The 17,269-nt window shown below is 45.7% G+C and carries 13 protein-coding genes; 6 read left to right on the top strand and 7 right to left on the bottom strand.

All coding sequences use genetic code 11. The features are described 5' to 3' along the window. Window positions 1-18 precede the first annotated feature (18 nt). Window positions 19-666, bottom strand: a complete 648-nt coding sequence (locus SPEA_RS17160) for a GntR family transcriptional regulator (protein WP_012156466.1) — start codon at window positions 664-666, stop codon at window positions 19-21. A gap of 177 nt (window positions 667-843) precedes the next feature. Here SPEA_RS17160 and SPEA_RS17155 point away from each other — a divergent pair, with 177 nt between their 5' ends. The 3 genes from SPEA_RS17155 to SPEA_RS17145 all read left to right on the top strand — a co-directional run bounded on the left by SPEA_RS17155 (window position 844) and on the right by SPEA_RS17145 (window position 5,055). Beyond that, complete coding sequence (locus SPEA_RS17155) at window positions 844-2,199, top strand: FAD-dependent oxidoreductase (RefSeq protein WP_012156465.1); 1,356 nt, start codon at window positions 844-846, stop codon at window positions 2,197-2,199. A 98-nt stretch (window positions 2,200-2,297) separates the two neighbouring features. Further along, entirely contained in the window at window positions 2,298-3,896 is a 1,599-nt protein-coding gene (locus SPEA_RS17150) for a BCCT family transporter (RefSeq protein ID WP_012156464.1), read from the top strand. Between the two features lie 4 nt (window positions 3,897-3,900). Then, entirely contained in the window at window positions 3,901-5,055 is a 1,155-nt protein-coding gene (locus SPEA_RS17145) for a mandelate racemase/muconate lactonizing enzyme family protein (protein ID WP_012156463.1), read from the top strand. Between the two features lie 165 nt (window positions 5,056-5,220). On the opposite strand, the gene SPEA_RS17140 is transcribed toward SPEA_RS17145, so the two are convergent. After that, window positions 5,221-5,973 carry a sporulation protein gene (locus tag SPEA_RS17140; protein ID WP_012156462.1) on the bottom strand — a complete coding sequence of 251 codons (753 nt, stop codon included), beginning with the start codon at window positions 5,971-5,973 and terminating at the stop codon, window positions 5,221-5,223. Window positions 5,974-6,467: 494 nt separating this feature from the next. On the opposite strand from SPEA_RS17140, the gene SPEA_RS17135 reads away from it, so the two are divergent. Next, window positions 6,468-7,766 (top strand): NCS2 family permease, encoded by a 1,299-nt coding sequence (locus SPEA_RS17135; RefSeq protein WP_190272115.1) that lies wholly within the window; start codon window positions 6,468-6,470, stop codon window positions 7,764-7,766. Between the two features lie 116 nt (window positions 7,767-7,882). Here the strand turns inward: SPEA_RS17135 and guaD are convergent, their stop codons facing one another. Next, entirely contained in the window at window positions 7,883-9,247 is a 1,365-nt protein-coding gene (gene guaD / locus SPEA_RS17130) for a guanine deaminase (protein WP_012156460.1), read from the bottom strand. Between the two features lie 300 nt (window positions 9,248-9,547). Between guaD and SPEA_RS17125 the strand changes: the two genes are divergently transcribed. Both SPEA_RS17125 and SPEA_RS17120 read left to right on the top strand, forming a co-directional pair. Beyond that, window positions 9,548-9,796, top strand: coding sequence for a hypothetical protein (locus SPEA_RS17125; RefSeq protein ID WP_012156459.1), 249 nt, complete (start codon window positions 9,548-9,550; stop codon window positions 9,794-9,796). Window positions 9,797-10,019: 223 nt separating this feature from the next. Then, window positions 10,020-10,505, top strand: coding sequence for a cupin domain-containing protein (locus SPEA_RS17120; RefSeq protein ID WP_012156458.1), 486 nt, complete (start codon window positions 10,020-10,022; stop codon window positions 10,503-10,505). 74 nt (window positions 10,506-10,579) lie between these two features. Here SPEA_RS17120 and yghU read toward each other — a convergent pair whose 3' ends face one another. From yghU to SPEA_RS17100, 4 genes are all read right to left on the bottom strand, one after another. After that, window positions 10,580-11,437 carry a glutathione-dependent disulfide-bond oxidoreductase gene (yghU, locus tag SPEA_RS17115; RefSeq protein WP_012156457.1) on the bottom strand — a complete coding sequence of 286 codons (858 nt, stop codon included), beginning with the start codon at window positions 11,435-11,437 and terminating at the stop codon, window positions 10,580-10,582. A 230-nt stretch (window positions 11,438-11,667) separates the two neighbouring features. Beyond that, the gene (locus tag SPEA_RS17110; RefSeq protein ID WP_012156456.1) at window positions 11,668-13,746 is read right to left on the bottom strand and encodes a M13 family metallopeptidase; all 2,079 of its coding nucleotides are present in this window, start codon (window positions 13,744-13,746) and stop codon (window positions 11,668-11,670) included. A 234-nt stretch (window positions 13,747-13,980) separates the two neighbouring features. Beyond that, complete coding sequence (locus tag SPEA_RS17105) at window positions 13,981-15,060, bottom strand: PepSY-associated TM helix domain-containing protein (protein WP_012156455.1); 1,080 nt, start codon at window positions 15,058-15,060, stop codon at window positions 13,981-13,983. Window positions 15,061-15,322: 262 nt separating this feature from the next. Further along, on the bottom strand, window positions 15,323-17,068 hold the full coding sequence (locus tag SPEA_RS17100) for a DUF3859 domain-containing protein (protein WP_012156454.1): 1,746 nt from the start codon (window positions 17,066-17,068) through the stop codon (window positions 15,323-15,325). Window positions 17,069-17,269: the final 201 nt, after the last annotated feature.

Raw genomic sequence — 17,269 nt, 5'->3', positions numbered from 1 at the left:
TGAATTGGCTGTTTATATTTAGCTTATCGTGCGCCGAGCCATGTTAGTGAGGTAGTCATTGAGCGCATAAGATGCTTCAACGGCAGCAACAGGATCACCTGCAACAATTTTACGCAGTATGGTTGCATGTAAATTCGCTGCATCGGCCAGATCGCTAGATTCATTCTTGTAGGCGAACCAGAAGCGACGCGATAGCCCTTGCAATGGCGCCATCGCCAATTGCAGATATTCATTATTAGAGACCTGAACTAACAAGATATGGATCTGCTTAAGTAGCTGAGCATAGACTAAGTCATCTTGCTTGGTGGCATTCGCTTCTAATTGATTAGCCAGCTTGGTCATACGGATCTTTTCTGACTCGGAGGCTCGGGTCGCAGCAAAACGCGCACACAATGCTTCGACATCTCTGCGCACCTCTAAGATCTTGAGTTGGCTTTCTAACGAGATCTGTGGAATTTGAATGCCACGCCTAGGATGGATTTCTACCATTCGCTCGTAGGATAAACGTTGTAGTGCTTCGCGAACCGGCGTTCGGCCAACACCGAGTTGCTCTGAAAGTTGTTTCTCACTGACCATGGAACCCGGCTTAAGCTCCCTGAAAGTAATCATTTTTTCGAGTTGGTCGTATGCAAATTCAGATTTATTCGCTACGTCATTAATGATCATCGTCACACTCCTTTTCTATCTTCGCAATCTAGATCACGGTTTTGTAGCTTTCACTTGTTCGCTGCATGATACAGGAATATATTAGCCCCCAACAACTGATATATCAGATGAATATCACCTGCATATTAGGTGTGTATTAGCTTGGTCTGGCTCATATCAGCATCCTTTGGAGTAAAAATGAAAAATTGGCAAATTATTAACCGCTTTGAACAGGTGCCACAGCTACCTATCTTGGCTGAGGTCGATGTCTTGGTCGTGGGTGGTGGTCCTGCTGGCGTTGCTGCTGCAGAAACCGCATCGGCTGCGGGCAAGAGTACTTACCTAGTTGAAAAATATGGCTTCTGCGGCGGCGCTGCCGTAGCAGGACTGTCTGGCACAATTTGTGGCATGTATATGGCGACCGAAGATGAAGCCGCCGGGCCAGAGCAGGTTGTTTTCGGCTTTACCGAACGTTTCCGTCAGGCATTAGCTGATAATAATGGGGTGACTGCACCACAGCGCTATGGCAAGACATTTACCGTTACTCATGACCCTCTAGTATGGCGTGAAGTGGCGGATGATATGTTAACGGCCGCAGGGGTGAATATCTTGTATCACACTGCTGTTACAGGCGTGATTATGGATGGCGACAGCTTCAAAGGTGTGGTGATTGAATCAAATGCAGGCCAGAGCATTATTCTTGCAAAAATTATCATCGACGCTTCAGGTGATGCTGCCGTCATCGCGCGTGCAGGGCTTGATACCTACTTTGGTGATGAAGGTCGCATTCAAAATCCAACCATGTTCTTCCGTATCGCGGGCGTGGATATGGAGCAGTATCTAGAGTACTACGGTATGGACACCATCTGCCCGCCGAAAGTGACCGAGAACATTCTAAAAGCGAATAATGAATTAGGCTGGGAGCTACCACGTCATAAGATCTGGATCTTCCCGACCACACGTCCTGGCGAGCTGATGGTTAATGCGACTCGTTTGGCAGGCCAAGATGGTCGTATGTTGAACGTGATTGACCCTGTTGACTTTACCGAAGCCGAAGTCTTTGGTCGTCGCCAAGTTCGCGCCTATGCCAAGTTCCTTAATGAGTTTGTGCCTGGGTGTGACAATGCCTACGTGGTTGATACCGGTGTTGAAGTGGGGATTCGTCAGACGCGTTCTATCAAGGGGGTGAAGACACTGACTAATGATGATGTGGTTAACTGTCGCAAACAGCAAGATGGTATCTGTCGTACACCTTGGCCAATTGAGTTGCACTCGGGCGATAAGCCAAAGCTGCACTGGTTACTAAATGATTACTACGACATTCCTTTCGCCACTCTAGTCCCTCGAGTGGGTGAAAACATCATAGTCGCGGGTCGCTGTCTCAGTGCAGAGCACGAAGCGCTGGCGTCGGCGCGAGTCACCGCCCAATGTTTCGAATTAGGCCACGCCGCAGGCGTTGCCGCTATACAAGCTATCGATAGTCAAAGTCACATCCGTGACCTGAATGTTGCAGAGATCCGCGCGACCATGATTGCCAATGGTAGTGCGCTGTAACCCAATATAACTCGCCGCATCGATTATGCTAACAGCATAAGGCGGCATCAAGCTTGCTCCTTAAATAATAACAAAAAGGGGCAGCGTGGAATTTACCTATGAATTTCAAAAATCTCGATCATAAGCTGTTTTGGCCTGCTATCTGCTTCACCTTTTTAAGCTTGGCCTTGGCGGTATTTTTTCCTGAAAGCTCTAAAGAGGTCGCCCATGCGGGCATGAAGTGGGTGACCAATGATATTGGCTGGTTTATCCAATTAGCCGGTTTTGGTGCACTTGTATTTTTGATGTGGATTGCTTTTAGTCGTTTTGGTCATATCAAGTTAGGTGACGATAACGATGCTCCTGAGTTCACCTATGCCACTTATGCGTTTTTGATCTTTACTGCGGGTGTGGGCGCGGCACTTATTTTTTGGGCCGTTGGCGAGCCTATGTACTACATGCAGAGCCCACCTATGTTTACTGAGGCGGGCAGTGCTGAGGCTTCTCAGTGGCTTATTACTTACACCTTGTTCCATTGGGGACCGATAGGCTGGGCGATCTTCTGTTTGCCTGCAGTTCCATATGCTTATTACCTACATAAGAAAAAGAAACGTAACCTGCGTCTATCTAACTTACTTGAGGATGTGATTGGTAAGAAAAATGCCGATGGTCCACTTGGCTATTTCATCAACATTATCGCCATTTTCGGTACCCTAGGCGCCTTCTCAACTTCAATGGGCTTAGCCGTTGACCTTATCGGTTCGGGCATTGAGAAAGTCACCGGTTTACCAAATGATATCTGGCTTCAGGTCGGTCTGATTGTACTGTTTATTGTCTTCTATGCCGTGGTGATGTTGGCCGGTATGAAGAAGGGCGTTGCTAAGCTTGCTAACTGGTGTGTCTATGCCGCGTTCGCTTTAGGTATTTTCATCTTATTGTCGGGGCCAACCGCGTTTATTCTGTCTTACTTCTTCGACAGCTTGAGCGTGATGGTCGATAACTTCGTGCGCATGAGTTTCTGGAGCGATCCAGTTGAAAAGTCTGGTTTCCCACAGGCGTGGACCATGTATTACTGGGCTTGGTATTTTGCTTACCTAGTGATGATGGGCATCTTCTTAGCGCGTATCTCTAAGGGACGTACGATTAAAGAGTTAGTGTTAACGACGATTTTCTTTGGCTCGGCAGGTTGTGCCTTCTTTATCGCTATCTTCGGCAGCTACTCGGTATTTAGTGAGTTAACGGGTGCACTACCAGTGCTTGAGTGGATGAATGAGGCAGGGGTTTCCATGGCCGTGATTGAGGTGATCAATGCGCTGCCTTTTGGCGCGGCGATTTTGATTATCTTCCTTATCGTTGAATTCTTCTTAATGTCGACCACTATGACATCGGCTGCCGTGGCAATCTCGATGATGACCACCAAAGAGTTGGATGCGGATGCGGATCCGGATGTTTCGGTAAGATTGATTTGGGCATTAGGTATTGGCGCGGTTTCAATGGCGGCCTTCTTTATGGGGGGCAGTATCGATACGATTAAGTCCATGTGTATTATCGTTGGCTTGCCGATGATTTTCCTAAATATTTTGATGGTGGTGTGCTTGATGAAGTGGATTAGAAAGGACCACCCAGAACTGTTCAAATCAACAGTTACACAGGCTGCAAAAAACAACGCAGAACAGGCTGAGCCTGCTCAAGCTGAATTAGCAAAAGTTGAGGGATAACGAGATGGGCGCAAATATTGTTTCGGTTGAATTTATTCCGGTAAACGTGGCGGCGACTAACTGGAGCGAAAACACCGTTATCGTTAAGGTTACCGATGAAAATGGTGTTTATGGACTGGGTGAGGCCGATGGTCCGCCAGAGTGCATGAAAGCCTTCTCGGAAATTGAGAATGAGCATAAGTGGCTCAACAACATTAAAGAAGCTGTGATTGGTAGAGATCCGTTAGAGTTCCGCGCAAACTACAACCGCATGTACGACACCACCAAGTGGATCGGTATGCGCGGCTTAGGTTTGTTTGCCATCTCTGGTATCGATATGGCGCTATATGATCTTGCCGGTAAGCAGTTAGGTGTACCAGCCTATAAGCTAATGGGCGGCGCCCAGAAAGCGCAGTTAACGCCATATTTTACTCTGTATCCGTCGGTTGCCGCCGATGCGACACTAAGTGAGATTGTTGAAGCGTATAAACCGCTTATCGCTAAAGCCAAAGAGCGTGGCGCTAAAGCCGTTAAAGTGTGCATCATTCCTAATGATAAGGTTAGTGACAAAGAGATTGTCGCTTACCTACGTGAGTTACGTGAGGTTATCGGTTGGGATATGGACATGATGGTTGATTGTCTATATCGCTGGACCGACTGGCAGAAAGCTCGCTGGACATTCCGCCAGCTAGAAGATATCGATTTGTACTTTATCGAAGCCTGTTTGCAGCATGACGACTTGATTGGTCATCAAAAGCTGGCTGCGGCGATTAATACCCGTTTATGTGGCGCCGAGATGTCGACCACACGTTTTGAAGCGCAAGAGTGGCTCGAAAAAACCGGTATTTCGGTCGTGCAGTCTGACTACAACCGTTGTGGTGGTGTCACTGAGCTTTTACGTATTATGGACATCTGTGAGCACCATAATGCTCAGCTAATGCCTCATAACTGGAAAACAGGTATTACTGCCGCGGCGGCGCGTCACTTTGGTATCGTTTGCCATATCTCTGAGTATGTAGAGTATCTACACCCAGATTTCTGGAACGGCACCTTGACCCAGCAGCTAACACTGAATGAGCCAAAGATTATCGATGGCGCCATTGAAGTCAGTGATAAGCCGGGATTAGGTATCGAGCTAAATATTGAATTTGTTGAGCAGGTAACGGGTCACAAGTTCTAACACGTTGTCTCATAAGCTAGTGTTAGCTCTTAGCTGTAGCTCTTTATATTAGCTTCGAGCTAATTCAGCGGACAGATTTAAAAAGTGCCGATAAGCATGGCTTATCGGCACTTTTTTATGTTGTTTATGTTGTTTATGTTGTAGCTTTATCTTAAGTGAGTAAGGCTAAGACAGTAATCTTTCTATATAAGGACGAACGCTCTCTACAGTATCGCAGTGATTAGGAATCGACACGCTGTGGTAACCGTCGCCAGAGAAGGCTCTGTCTATTTCGATCAATACGCCGGTTTCTGCGCCATTATCAACAAAAGTCACCTCTAGTTCTCGTGCGCCAAAGAATGAGCGAGATTGTGGCTTAAACTCATATTCTTGATAACAAGGTAGATGCGAGGCAAAGCCTTGCGCTCGAACATAGCCTACTTCGATGTCTGATTTAAACAAGCGATAGCCGCTGCTCTCAATCAGATCCAGAACAGCAAGCTGAGTATTGGAAGGTACGATCACTAATGGGTCTTTGTCTGAGCCGTCTATGCCGTTTTTAATATCTAGACCTGTTTGCAGCCAGACCTTAGCGATTCTATGGCCAAAAAGACTCGTGGCTGGGGCTTCTGGATGTAGATCAAGATTGAACTGGCGGGTGATCACTTCGCCTGGTTGAATCGTCTGTTTGAGCATTGGCTTCCAGCTTTGTAGCACCACACTCTTGTTGTATTTCACTTCATCGTCACCGACTTGTTGCTCGGTTTTCGCTTCGGCCATAATTGCGAACTCAAGACCGTTAAGCTCCTGCTCGACTTCACCGCCTTTGATCACCACCTCTATAGCAAAAGGTTCACCAGCTCTAAGCTGCTCATTCAGTAAAATAGTATCGACGGTGGCTTTGCCAATACCGACGCTGGCTAAGATTTTCTTTAGCATTATTGTTTCCCTAGGGTGTGTACAAGCTTGAACTGACACTAGCATTGAGCGTGTTTTAGCTCAATAACTACTTTGTATCTAAAGGCTTAGCCTGAGGTGTTGTTGGTTACGCTTTCGTTGGCAGGCAAAGGTTTTTTGTTGCCAAGAAAATCGCTAATCGAGCAGGTGTTTATTCAGGTTGACCGTTTTCTAAATAACTCTGCAATATGTGATGTTAATCACTCATGCCTAATGCCGTCTGTACTCTACAATAGCGCCCCTCGTTAGTTAAAACCGTAATCATTAAGTCGTCATCTCCAGAAATATGCTTTCAGGGGATTAAGTGTGTGCGTCGTAAATTTAATATTGATGTTGCGCAGCTGTTTGGGACGCGGGTTGAGTGAAGTAAAACTGGAAATAATCTATTTATGAGTACGCCAAGCAATAAACAACATGCTTCAACTAATGAAGAGCCCGTAGGAGCTTGTGCTTCTGCCCAACCTGCAAGTGGTGGGTTGTTAGAGCGCTTTTTTAAATTATCAGCCCATAACACTTCAGTCTCAACTGAGGTGATTGCGGGTATCACCACCTTTATGACCATGGTGTATATCGTGTTCGTGAATCCACAAATCCTATCTGCTGCTGGTATGGATGCCAGTGCGGTGTTTGTGGTTACCTGTTTGATCAGCGCTATCGGCTGTATCGGCATGGGCTTAATTGCCAATTTGCCAATCGCACTCGCGCCAGCAATGGGACTCAATGCTTTTTTTGCCTTCTCTGTTGTCGTAGGCATGGGCGTGAGTTGGCAAATCGGTATGGGCACCATTTTTTGGGGCGCCGTTTGTTTTGCTATCGTGTCGCTATTAGGGATCCGCTCGTGGATCTTAACCAATATCCCAAAATGTCTACGCATAGGTATTCCAAGTGGTATTGGTTTGCTAATCGCCATGGTTGGCTTTAGTAACGCGGGCATTGTGGTCGCAAGCCCTGCGACTATGATCACCGTCGGTGACTTAAGCTCGCTGCAATGTGTGTTAGGCGCGTTAGGCTTCTTTATCATCGTTATTCTAGCCTCTCGTGGTATCCATTCTGCAGTATTGGTGTCGATTGCTATCGTGACGGCTATTGCGGCCTTAATGGGCGATATCGAGTACACCGGCATTGTGTCTATGCCACCAAGCATCGCCAATACCTTTGGTCAGCTAGATCTTGCTGGATCTTTAGATGTGGCGCTAATGGGGGTGATTTTCTCGTTTGCGCTTGTGAGCCTATTTGATAGCTCTGGCACAATGATTGGCGTAACAGAAAAGTGTGGCTTTACCGACAAGCGCGGCCGCTTTCCACGCATGAAGCAAGCCTTGTTGACCGACTCGGCAACTTCAGTCGCTGGCGCCTATATGGGGACCTCTACGGTAACCGCTTATATTGAAAGTTCGGCAGGTGTCGCTGCGGGTGGCCGCACAGGCTTAACTGCGATCGTCGCCGGTCTACTGTTTATTCTGGTGATCTTCTTCTCGCCATTGGCGGCTATGGTACCGGGTTACGCGGTTGCTGGCGCGCTAGTTTATGTGGGCATTTTGATGTCATCAGAGCTGGCTAAAATTGATGGTAAAGACTTAACCGAGTCGGCTCCAGCCTTTATTACCGCGGTGATGATGCCGTTTACTTTCTCGATTACCGAAGGCGTGGCGGCAGGTTTTATTACCTACTGTGTGCTAAAAGCGGGTACCAATCGCTGGCGTGAAATCCACCCTGGCGTGGCGTTAGTGGCTCTGCTGTTTATTATCAAATTTGCTTTTGTTGATGGGCATTAATTCTACTCGCTTAAATGAGTAGTCTGTAAAAGTGATAAACAAATAAAAGGCTCAGAAGGATGATCTTCTGAGCCTTTTTTATATGACTAGTCAACTAAGTTTAGAAAGTAAGTGGCTTACTTCTCTACCACCAACTGACCTTTGACCCACACCTTGCGGATGTTTTGGCGGCTATTGAGGGTGATGATTTTCTCAAGCTTGTCTTTAGCGCTGTCCATCTCATCAAGGATAAAGATATTGCTGTCGCTAACGGCGGTATCAATCACTAAGGCGTCGAACTCGAAGCCTGCTTGGAACAAACCGACTTTGGCATCTATTGCCTGTCCGCCACCAACTGTCGCCATCCAGTAAGACTCTAGGAATGAGATGCGCGATCCGCTTTCACCACGAGTATCAGCAGGCAGATAAGTGGATGTGCCATCTTCGCGAACTCGCGAGTGGTTTACCGCATCTAAACAAGTATGGAAAATCGATGGAATTGGCGCGCCTGCTAAATCACTACCTAAACCACATTTTAGATCGTTATCCAAGATCTCACGGGTCTGCATCGCCGCATTGGCAAAATACATGTTAGATAGCGGGCAGTGGGCAATACTGGCGCCTGTCGCCTTAATCACCTTGTGATCATTCGGCGTTAGGAATATCGAGTGTGCCAAAATGGTTTTGTTGGTCATTAAGCCAAAATCGCTGTAGATCTCAACGTCTGTTTTACCGTACTTCTCTTGGCTGTAATCCCTTGCCCAGTCGCTTTCAGAGCAGTGGGTCTGCACATGGCACTGGTACTTTTGTACCAGTTCGCCTAAGCCTTGCAGCATCTCGCTGCTGCAACTTGGCACAAAGCGCGGAGTGACTACTGGCGACACTAATCTGTGCTCGTTGCCTTCGAGTGCCTGTACTTGCTGAATAAAGTTTTCTGTGTCGATTAGGGCGTCGCTTGTAGATGGCTCAATGTAAAATGCTGGGCATTGACTCGCCTCATCCATATTGACCTTGCCGATAAAGCCGCGCTGACCTTGCTTTACACACTCACGGGCAAGCTCAACGCTCGTGTCTTTATGGATAGTGGCAAAATACACTGCGCTGGTGGTGCCATTAGCGAGCAGTGACTGGACTAACTCTGGGTAAATTTTCTTGGCAAAATCCATATCCTCAAATTTAGCTTCTAGCGGAAAAGTATAGTCTTGTAGCCAATCGTATAGAGGCAGATCTAGCCCTTTTCCGGCTTGAGGAAATTGCGGCGCATGTACGTGCAAGTCAACCATGCCTGGCATTAGATACTGAGTCGGGCTTAATTCGATGAGTTGTTTGCGAGCGGATAACTCGCTGATCTGTGTTTGAAAATCGGCATCATTTTCGTTGATAATTGATGAAATAGCGCCGCTATTATCAACGAGCACCAAAGCTTGAGCCGCATACTCAAAATCGCCTTTCACTGGACAATGAAAATACTGTCCTAATACACCAAATTTAATCTCTGACATCAGTATGCATCCATCTTATTAATTGTAGGGTTTTCGCTGGCGGAGTATTACATGAGCTCAATCAAATTTAATAAAATAAGCTGCAATTTGTGACCAAGCTAATAGACTAAATAAGCACCTGCTTAATTTGCGCTCAGCCGTCTATGTTGATTGGTATTAAATCGTCTCTATCGCTATTTTCCTTTGTTTAAAATAGAAGTGCAGTCTTTTAATCCTCGGCTATGATCTGTAAAGTACGCCGCATAATGTGCTTAGGGCTAATGGGCTCTATTGCTGGGTAAAGAGATAAGAGTATTGAAGATGAGTGACGAGCAAAATGTTATCGATAATCTAGACGACCTAAGACGCTTGTTAGTGTCGATTGAAACGGGTGGTTTAGGCCTTGAGGGCGTGGCTGGTGTTGGCATGGCAACCAATAACGCAGATGGTCGCCACTTCGTTGCGGTGTTTGATAATAATCATAAGCTTTTACATGCTCGCTGGGTCACCGATGAAGTGTATGAGACGGGCAAAGATATGGTCCGTGACGGCGTGACAGGCAAACACTAGACTCATTACCATCATGATCACTATTGAAGCCCAAGCTGGATTAGTTTGGGCTTTTTTATGGCAGTAAATCGGACGAAAAGCACGAAACTTTAATTTTGCTCGCAGTCTTTAGCCTTGGCCTCGATTACACTTTAGCGCTACTTTGTAGATATAAATGCTCCCTACTAAACCCTGTTAGTTTCAATAGAAACGTGCATCAGATTAAAATTAAAAGGTATTTGCAATGCAAACAGCTGAACACTTTATTCAACACCTAGAATTAGAACAACATGTTGAAGGTGGTTATTTCCGCTCTTCATACCGCTCTGAGCAACAATTCGATGACACGCGTGCCCTTTGGACCAGCATTTACTTTTTATTGCGTACCGGTGAGGTGTCTAACTTCCATCGTTTAACCGCCGATGAAATGTGGTATTTCCACGCGGGTGAGTCACTGACCATCTATATGATTGATGAGCAAGGCGAGCTGACCACGGCGCAATTAGGTTTAGACTTGGCTGCGGGTGAGCGACCACAGTTTTTAGTACCTAAAGGCTGCATCTTCGGTTCGGCGATGAATAAGCCAGGATTCTCTTTAGTCGGATGTATGGTGTCGCCGGGCTTTACCTTTGAAGATTTTGAGCTGTTTAGCCAAGAAACCTTGTTAGCTGAATATCCGCAGCATGAAGAAATCATTAAGCGTTTAAGCCGCAGTGGTGTTGGTAGCTAGTTGTTTAATTGATATTGTTATTCAAAAGGCGCTTGGTATGCTCACTTAGCGCCTTTTCTGTATTTGTGATAGCCCTATGGCTTTTTGTTTAGCACTGCATCGATATCTTCGGCGCAGTGGCGCTCCCTCAGTTGCTCCCACTCCTCGCCCCATGAGCGGTTAACGATACGGCCGCGCTTAACGGCGTCGCGCTCGCTTATCTGTTTTGCCCAGCGCTGTAGATGTTTGTAGCTAGAGACATCTAAAAACTCAGCGGCTTCGTACAAGTTACCTAAGACTAAGTTGCCATACCAAGGCCAGATTGCGATATCGGCGATACTGTATTCACTGCCGCCGATGAACTGATTATTGGCAAGCTGCTTATCGAGCACATCGAGTTGGCGCTTGGTTTCCATAGCGAAACGGTTAATAGGGTATTCAAACTTTTCTGGTGCATAGGCATAGAAATGGCCGAAACCGCCACCAAGATAGGGGGCTGAGCCTTGTAGCCAAAATAGCCAATTCATCACCTCGGTTTTAGCGGCTAGCTCGGTCGGTAAAAAGTGACCAAACTTCTCGGCTAAATACAGCAGGATATTTCCTGACTCAAAGACACGTATAGGCTCATTCGTTGAGGTATCAAGTAGCGCAGGTATTTTCGAGTTGGGATTAATATCGACAAAACCTGAGCTGAACTGCTCACTCTCGCCAATATTGATTTTATAGGCGTCATACTCAGCAGCTTTAACGCCTTTAGCTAACAACTCTTCCAACATGATGGTGACCTTTTGGCCATTTGGTGTAGCTAAAGAGTGCAGCTGCAGTGGCTGTTTCCCCGCTGGCAATGCTTGCTCATGCCTAGCACCTGAGTCGGGGCGGTTAATACTGGCCCACTCGCCTCCATTTTCGATATCCATGCTCCAAACTTTCGCGGGGGTGTATTGCTTCGTCATGTCATGTCCTATGGGGATTAGCCCCGTCAATTGCGTTGTAATACGAGTCGAACGGTTTTGAGTACCGAGCGCTATGGATATTGATATCGGGTCAATTTATTGCTTTTAAACCCTCGAAGATATAACCCTTTAATCTGATTGATATGTCTTAGGAATAAAAGATACGAAATAAAAAATGCCAGTCAGAGAACTGACTGGCATTTTAAGGTTAGGCCACAAGCGGTTGCTTATTACCAGATGCGTACGCGCTGATCTTCAGGAAGATACAACTCATCACCTGGTTTAACGTCAAATGCCTTGTACCAAGCATCGTGGTTACGTGGTGCTTGAGCACGGTAGCGACCCGGCGCATGAGTACCTGCACGTAGCTGGTTTAGCATGCTTTGCTCGGTGCGCTTCTCTTTCCAAACCTGTGCCCAAGCAAGGAAGAAACGCTGATCACCGGTTACGCCGTCAATGACAGGCGCTTCTTTACCGTTTAGGCTGAGTTTATATGCGTGATAAGCCATAGAAAGGCCTCCCACATCACCGATGTTCTCGCCTAGGCTGTTACGACCATTGACGAAGTTTTCAGGGATTGGCTCATACTTGCTGTACTGAGCGGCAAGCTGATCGGCTTTTGCTTCAAAGGCCGCACGATCAGAGTCTGTCCACCAGTTACGTTGAATACCATTGGCATCAGACTTAGAGCCTTGGTCATCGAAGCCATGACCCATCTCATGGCCGATAACCGCACCAATGCCACCATAGTTGACGGCCGGATCCGCATTTGGATCGAAGAATGGTGGTTGCAAGATTGCCGCTGGGAATACAATCTCGTTGAACGAGCTGTTGTAGTAAGCATTAACGCGCTGTGGTGTCATGCCCCAGCGGTTACGGTCAGTTTTTTTAAGCTCTTTAGCAACGCTATCGGCGTTAAAGAACTGACGTAGATTTTGAATATTACCGACAAGGTCTTTATTCGTGAGCGTTACACCATCAAACTCCTGCCATACATCTGGGTAGCCAATTTTAGGGTTAAATGCGGCAAGTTTAGCGTGTGCGTTAACCTTAGTTTCGGCGCCCATCCAGTCGAGACCATCGATACGTTGCCCCATGGCTGTGCGCAGGTTTTCAACTAGCTCAGCCATCTGTTGCTTTGAAGACTCTGGGAAATAACGAGCAACGTACACCTTACCGATGGCAAAGCCTAGAGACTGGGTACCAGACATTTCAGATACCGCGCGCTTCCAACGTGGGCGCGGCTCTTCTTGACCACTTAGGGTCTTACCGTAAAAACCAAAGCTTGCAGCGTAGATATCTTCAGACAACAGCCCCGCGTTATTACTGACGGTGTGGAAGGTTAGGTAGTCTTGCCAAACACCTAGTGGCTGCTTGTTGACCAAGTCAATCATGGCTTTGACTGGCTCAGGTTGTGAGATGTTTAGCTGGGGGACTTGATAACCCGTTTGAGCAAAGTAAACGTCCCAATCAAAACCTGGGTACTCTTTTGGCAAATCGGCACGCTTAACTTGGTTAAGTGTCAGGTCGCGGTTACGGCGCTTCTCACGTGGCCATTGGCCTTCAGCCATCTTAGTCTCAAGCGCTAGGATAGCCTCGGCGCGTGCTTGGCCATCTTTAATACCGGCAAATGCCAGCATTTCAGCGATATGAGTAACATAAGCTTCACGGATCTTAACGAAGCGCTCAGCATCTTCAAGGTAGTAAGAACGGTCTGGTAAGCCTAAGCCGCTAGCACCAATCGACATCTCATACTGATTTGGATCTAGGCGGTTAAACCACATGCCACCGGCAATAGGAGAGGTAGCCCCCGTTAGCCAAGCTGCGCCAAAGACTTTAGTTAAGTCGTCAGTCGATTCGATTGCGCTGATTTGATCTAGCGTACTTTGAATTGGAGTAATACCCAGTTTATTAATGGTATCTGTGTCCATGTATGACTGATAAAAATCGGCGATGAGCTGCTCTTCAGCGTTAAGGTCGCTGCGACTGGCGATATCATCGATGATCTCTTTAACTTGCTTCTCGCTACGCTCAGCAAGCCCAGTAAATGCACCGAAGCGGGTTTTGTCGGCAGGCATCACGTAGTTGTCGTACCAAGTGCCGCTGGCATACATAAAGAAGTCATCACCTGGCTTAACCGCTTCATTACGAGCGCTTAAGTCGACACCAAAGCTTCCGAGTTCGGCTTTGGTATTGGCGGTTTTAGTGACTTCTGTTTTGGTTTCTTTAGCTTGAGTATTTACATCTGATGCGCCGCAGCCACCTAAAAAGGTAGTTGCTAGGGCTATAGCAATTAGTGACTTTTTCATTTTTATGCTTTCTTCCTTGTCAAAAGTTTTTATCGTTTTTTAACGGATCTTATTATGATTTATGAGCAAACTTTTTATTATTGTTAACTAAGCTATCTTCTAGAATTGGCATAAAATGTCAACATTTGAATTGTTAGTAAGTTTTAAGCTTGAGAAAAGCTGGTCGGGACGTTGCAGGAAAGGGGCATTAGATTAAAAAAATAGCAGCCTAATGGCTGCTATTTTTAGTGAAGATTAGGCGGTAGCGGGTTGATTAACGCGCTTAGTTTTCTTGGCAAATATACGGCGATAGAAGGTGACCGCGCTAAATAACAAGATCATACAGCCAACGATTGAGACTGACGTTATCAAAACGACATAGCTTAATGGCATATTTAACGCATCATGCAGTGGTCTTACAAAGCTAGCCACTTTTCCTGAAAGCGTCCTATCACTATGCTTTAGCGCATCTTTGATAAGTCCTTGCTCAAAGCTCATTGTCATACGGTCTGCTTCTCGTAACCAAACATCATTATGGCTATCGAAACGAATGCTGTAGTTGAGCTCTGTTAACACTTCACCTTTCTTCACTCGTGGCTTACTAATGGCAACGAGGTTAGACTCAGGCCATAGCTTTTGTGCTGTTTGCAGCTGACTTTGCCAATTACTTGCCTGGCTGACGGGGTAGCTTATCTCGGTTTGCGGCTGCTTAAGAGCGCCAGTCCATAAGCTCTTGTAGGTAATTAAAAAGCCACTAATACATAAGATAAACAGTGGAATCGATATAAACAAACCTAGCTGTATATGACTCTTTAGCAAACTACTTGAACGAGTATCGCTAGGGATAGATTTCTTTAAGCGAAAGCCTTTGCGTACGCGCCACCACAGGTAGATGCCTACAAGAGTTACTGCACCACCTAGTAGAGATGCCCATGCATTAATGTATTTACCACCAAAATCTTCCAGTAAGAAATTGCGGTGTAGCCAAAATACAGTGCGATAACCGGGAATGTCACCAAACGAACTAACTGATAATTCGTTGAGCTCATTATCTAGGGCGATAGTTTTACCGCGAGTGGCCGCTTGAATGTAAGGAGTGTGTTCGGTTGGGAAACGGACGGTGCTCATTTCTGGATAGCGCTGGAATAAGCTTGCAACCACACGGGCTTTTTGTTCGATAGATAGAGGCGTGTATTGCTGACCTTTATCATCGAGTCGTTTAAACATGTCAACGCTGCCCAAATACACACCTGTGGTGAGTACGATTAGCATGGTAATACTAATAAAAAAGCCAACCCAATTATGAAACCACTTTAAAGCTGATACAGCATTCATATTTACACTCTCAAATCAGTCAAGGCAAAGAGGCCTTCGACAATAAGGGGAAACCTTAAGGATATTGTTTTAAGTTATTTGATCTTTATATAGTTCTTAACATTTGGTTAAGAACCATAAAGTTGCGAGAATGATAATTAATCTCACTTGCGACTGCAATTAAAGAAGTGTAAAGGTGCGTGATAGGGTTAACAATTAGACATAATACAAAGCCCGCAATAGGCGGGCTTTGGAAAGTGAGAGTCGTAGAAAACGCGAAGCTTTATTGACTTAAACACTGACCCACTTGCTTAGGATTAAGCTCAGTGGTTTGAATGTAGTGACTGCCCATACAAGCCATGAAGTGACTAAAAAACTCTTTGAGTTGGTCATTCATAGGTATTGCTGAGTGCTGTTTAATCATGACAAGAGCATCTTTTAAGCATTGTGACTTAAAAGGCTGCATGTTAATTGCGCAGCTTTTGGCATCATTAAAACCTAAACACTGTTGATATTTATCTTGTTCGCAAAGGTAATATTCCCCTTGAGTGATTAACTTTTCCAGTGTCAACCCTTGCTCTGCGACCTTATTCTTCTGCCCTTTTAACGCAGTTTTTTCATCCATATTGACCAGCATGAAAGACTTTTTGGCCACCACTGAGTCGCGATAAAGGATCTCTAACGTCCAACGTCCAGTGACGAGTTCATGGGGCTCACCGAAATACCACATGGCGAGATTTCGATCGTGCTTAAACATGGTGTCGGTCCAACTAGAGCTGGTAAAACCTTTACCGCTCTTAGGATCGATGATCTCGGGGTGGGTCATGCGCACGGTAATTGGGAATTGATTTTGATTAGCAAGTATCGGATCAATTTGACCTTTAGCATTTTTAGGTAGGGTTACGGCATATCGGTAACCTAGGTATTGCCCTAAGGTTGGCATGACTAATTGACTGGCTGTTACATCATATTGATTGCCTTTTTGGCTAATAGTACCGGCTTCAATAATGCTGACTCTCGGTGAGACTAAATTGGAGAGTGCTTGTTTTTCATGTTGAGCCTTGTTGGCTAAATCCACTGGCGTGCCTTCAATTGAGATCAATTGCGGCAAGTGCTCCTCATCGACGATTAGCTGTTGCAGTGGGTTATTAAAGGCAATCAGCTTTTTGAGCTTATTAAAAGAGGATACATCTAAGCTTGTAATACGATTGCTATTAAGCTCAATCTCTTGCATCGGTGCGCTAGGGTTAAGCATGAGCTCATCAATCTGGTTGTAATCGGCTTTAACTTTGAATAGCAGTGGATTGTGGCTTAGATCTAGCTGTTTGAGTTGATTATTTCTAACCGAAACCACCCTTAGATCTGGATGATGCTCGAGGTTAAGCTCAGTAAGCTGGTTACTTGGTAAGTAGAGGTGATTCAGCTTAGGGTTATGCGACAGGTCAATTTTTTTGAGGGTGCCGACTGAAAGGTTCAATGTCTGTAATTCTGAGTTATTTGATAGATCAATTTCGGTAAGTTGGTGGCGGCTTAAGCCAAGATCCCTAAGTTTTGGCTGATGAGAAACATCGATATGAGTCAAAGGTAACTTATAGGCATAAAGGCTCTTAAGCTTGGGGGTTGCGCTAACATCAACTTCAGTCATTTGATTGCCTGAAATATTGAGCGCGATAAGCTGTGGGTTATTAGATAGATCAATATGAGTAAGCTGGTTATCACCTATGATGAGGCGATCAAGTCCCTCTAGACTGCTGACATCAATAGACTTTATTTGATTGTCTAACAGCACTAGTGCCGTGAGTTCAGGCATATAGCGGATTTCGTCTACATTGGTTATAGCTTTGCTGTTACAGCTAAGCTCAGAGATTTGTGCCAGTTCTTTTATGCCAGTTTGTTCAACGCATCTTGCAAATAGCGGGTCGTTAAATTGAACCTCACTCACAAGCTTAGGGGCTTGAATGAGCGCGCAGCCGCTTAAGGCTAACAGGCTTGAGCCAAGTAAGGCGATGGTTAATTTCGATGATTTCATTTAATACTTTTCCTTTTACGCTTGCTGTAAATTGACGCTTCTTTAGAGCTGGCCTAATGATTGCGGGTAAGCCTTATATAACCCATTAGTGGTATATCAACTTAAGGCGGGCAAATTAGCATGAAGCTGTTATTGATAGGGGGAAGTATTTGAATTGCTTGAAGTCGATCGAGTAAATCTGCAGGGCTCATACAATAAATG

The sequence above is a fragment of the Shewanella pealeana ATCC 700345 genome (genome assembly GCF_000018285.1).
Lineage (GTDB): Bacteria > Pseudomonadota > Gammaproteobacteria > Enterobacterales > Shewanellaceae > Shewanella > Shewanella pealeana.
Note: the sequence above shows the minus strand (reverse complement) of the source record. Positions and strands in the feature narration are given on the sequence as shown.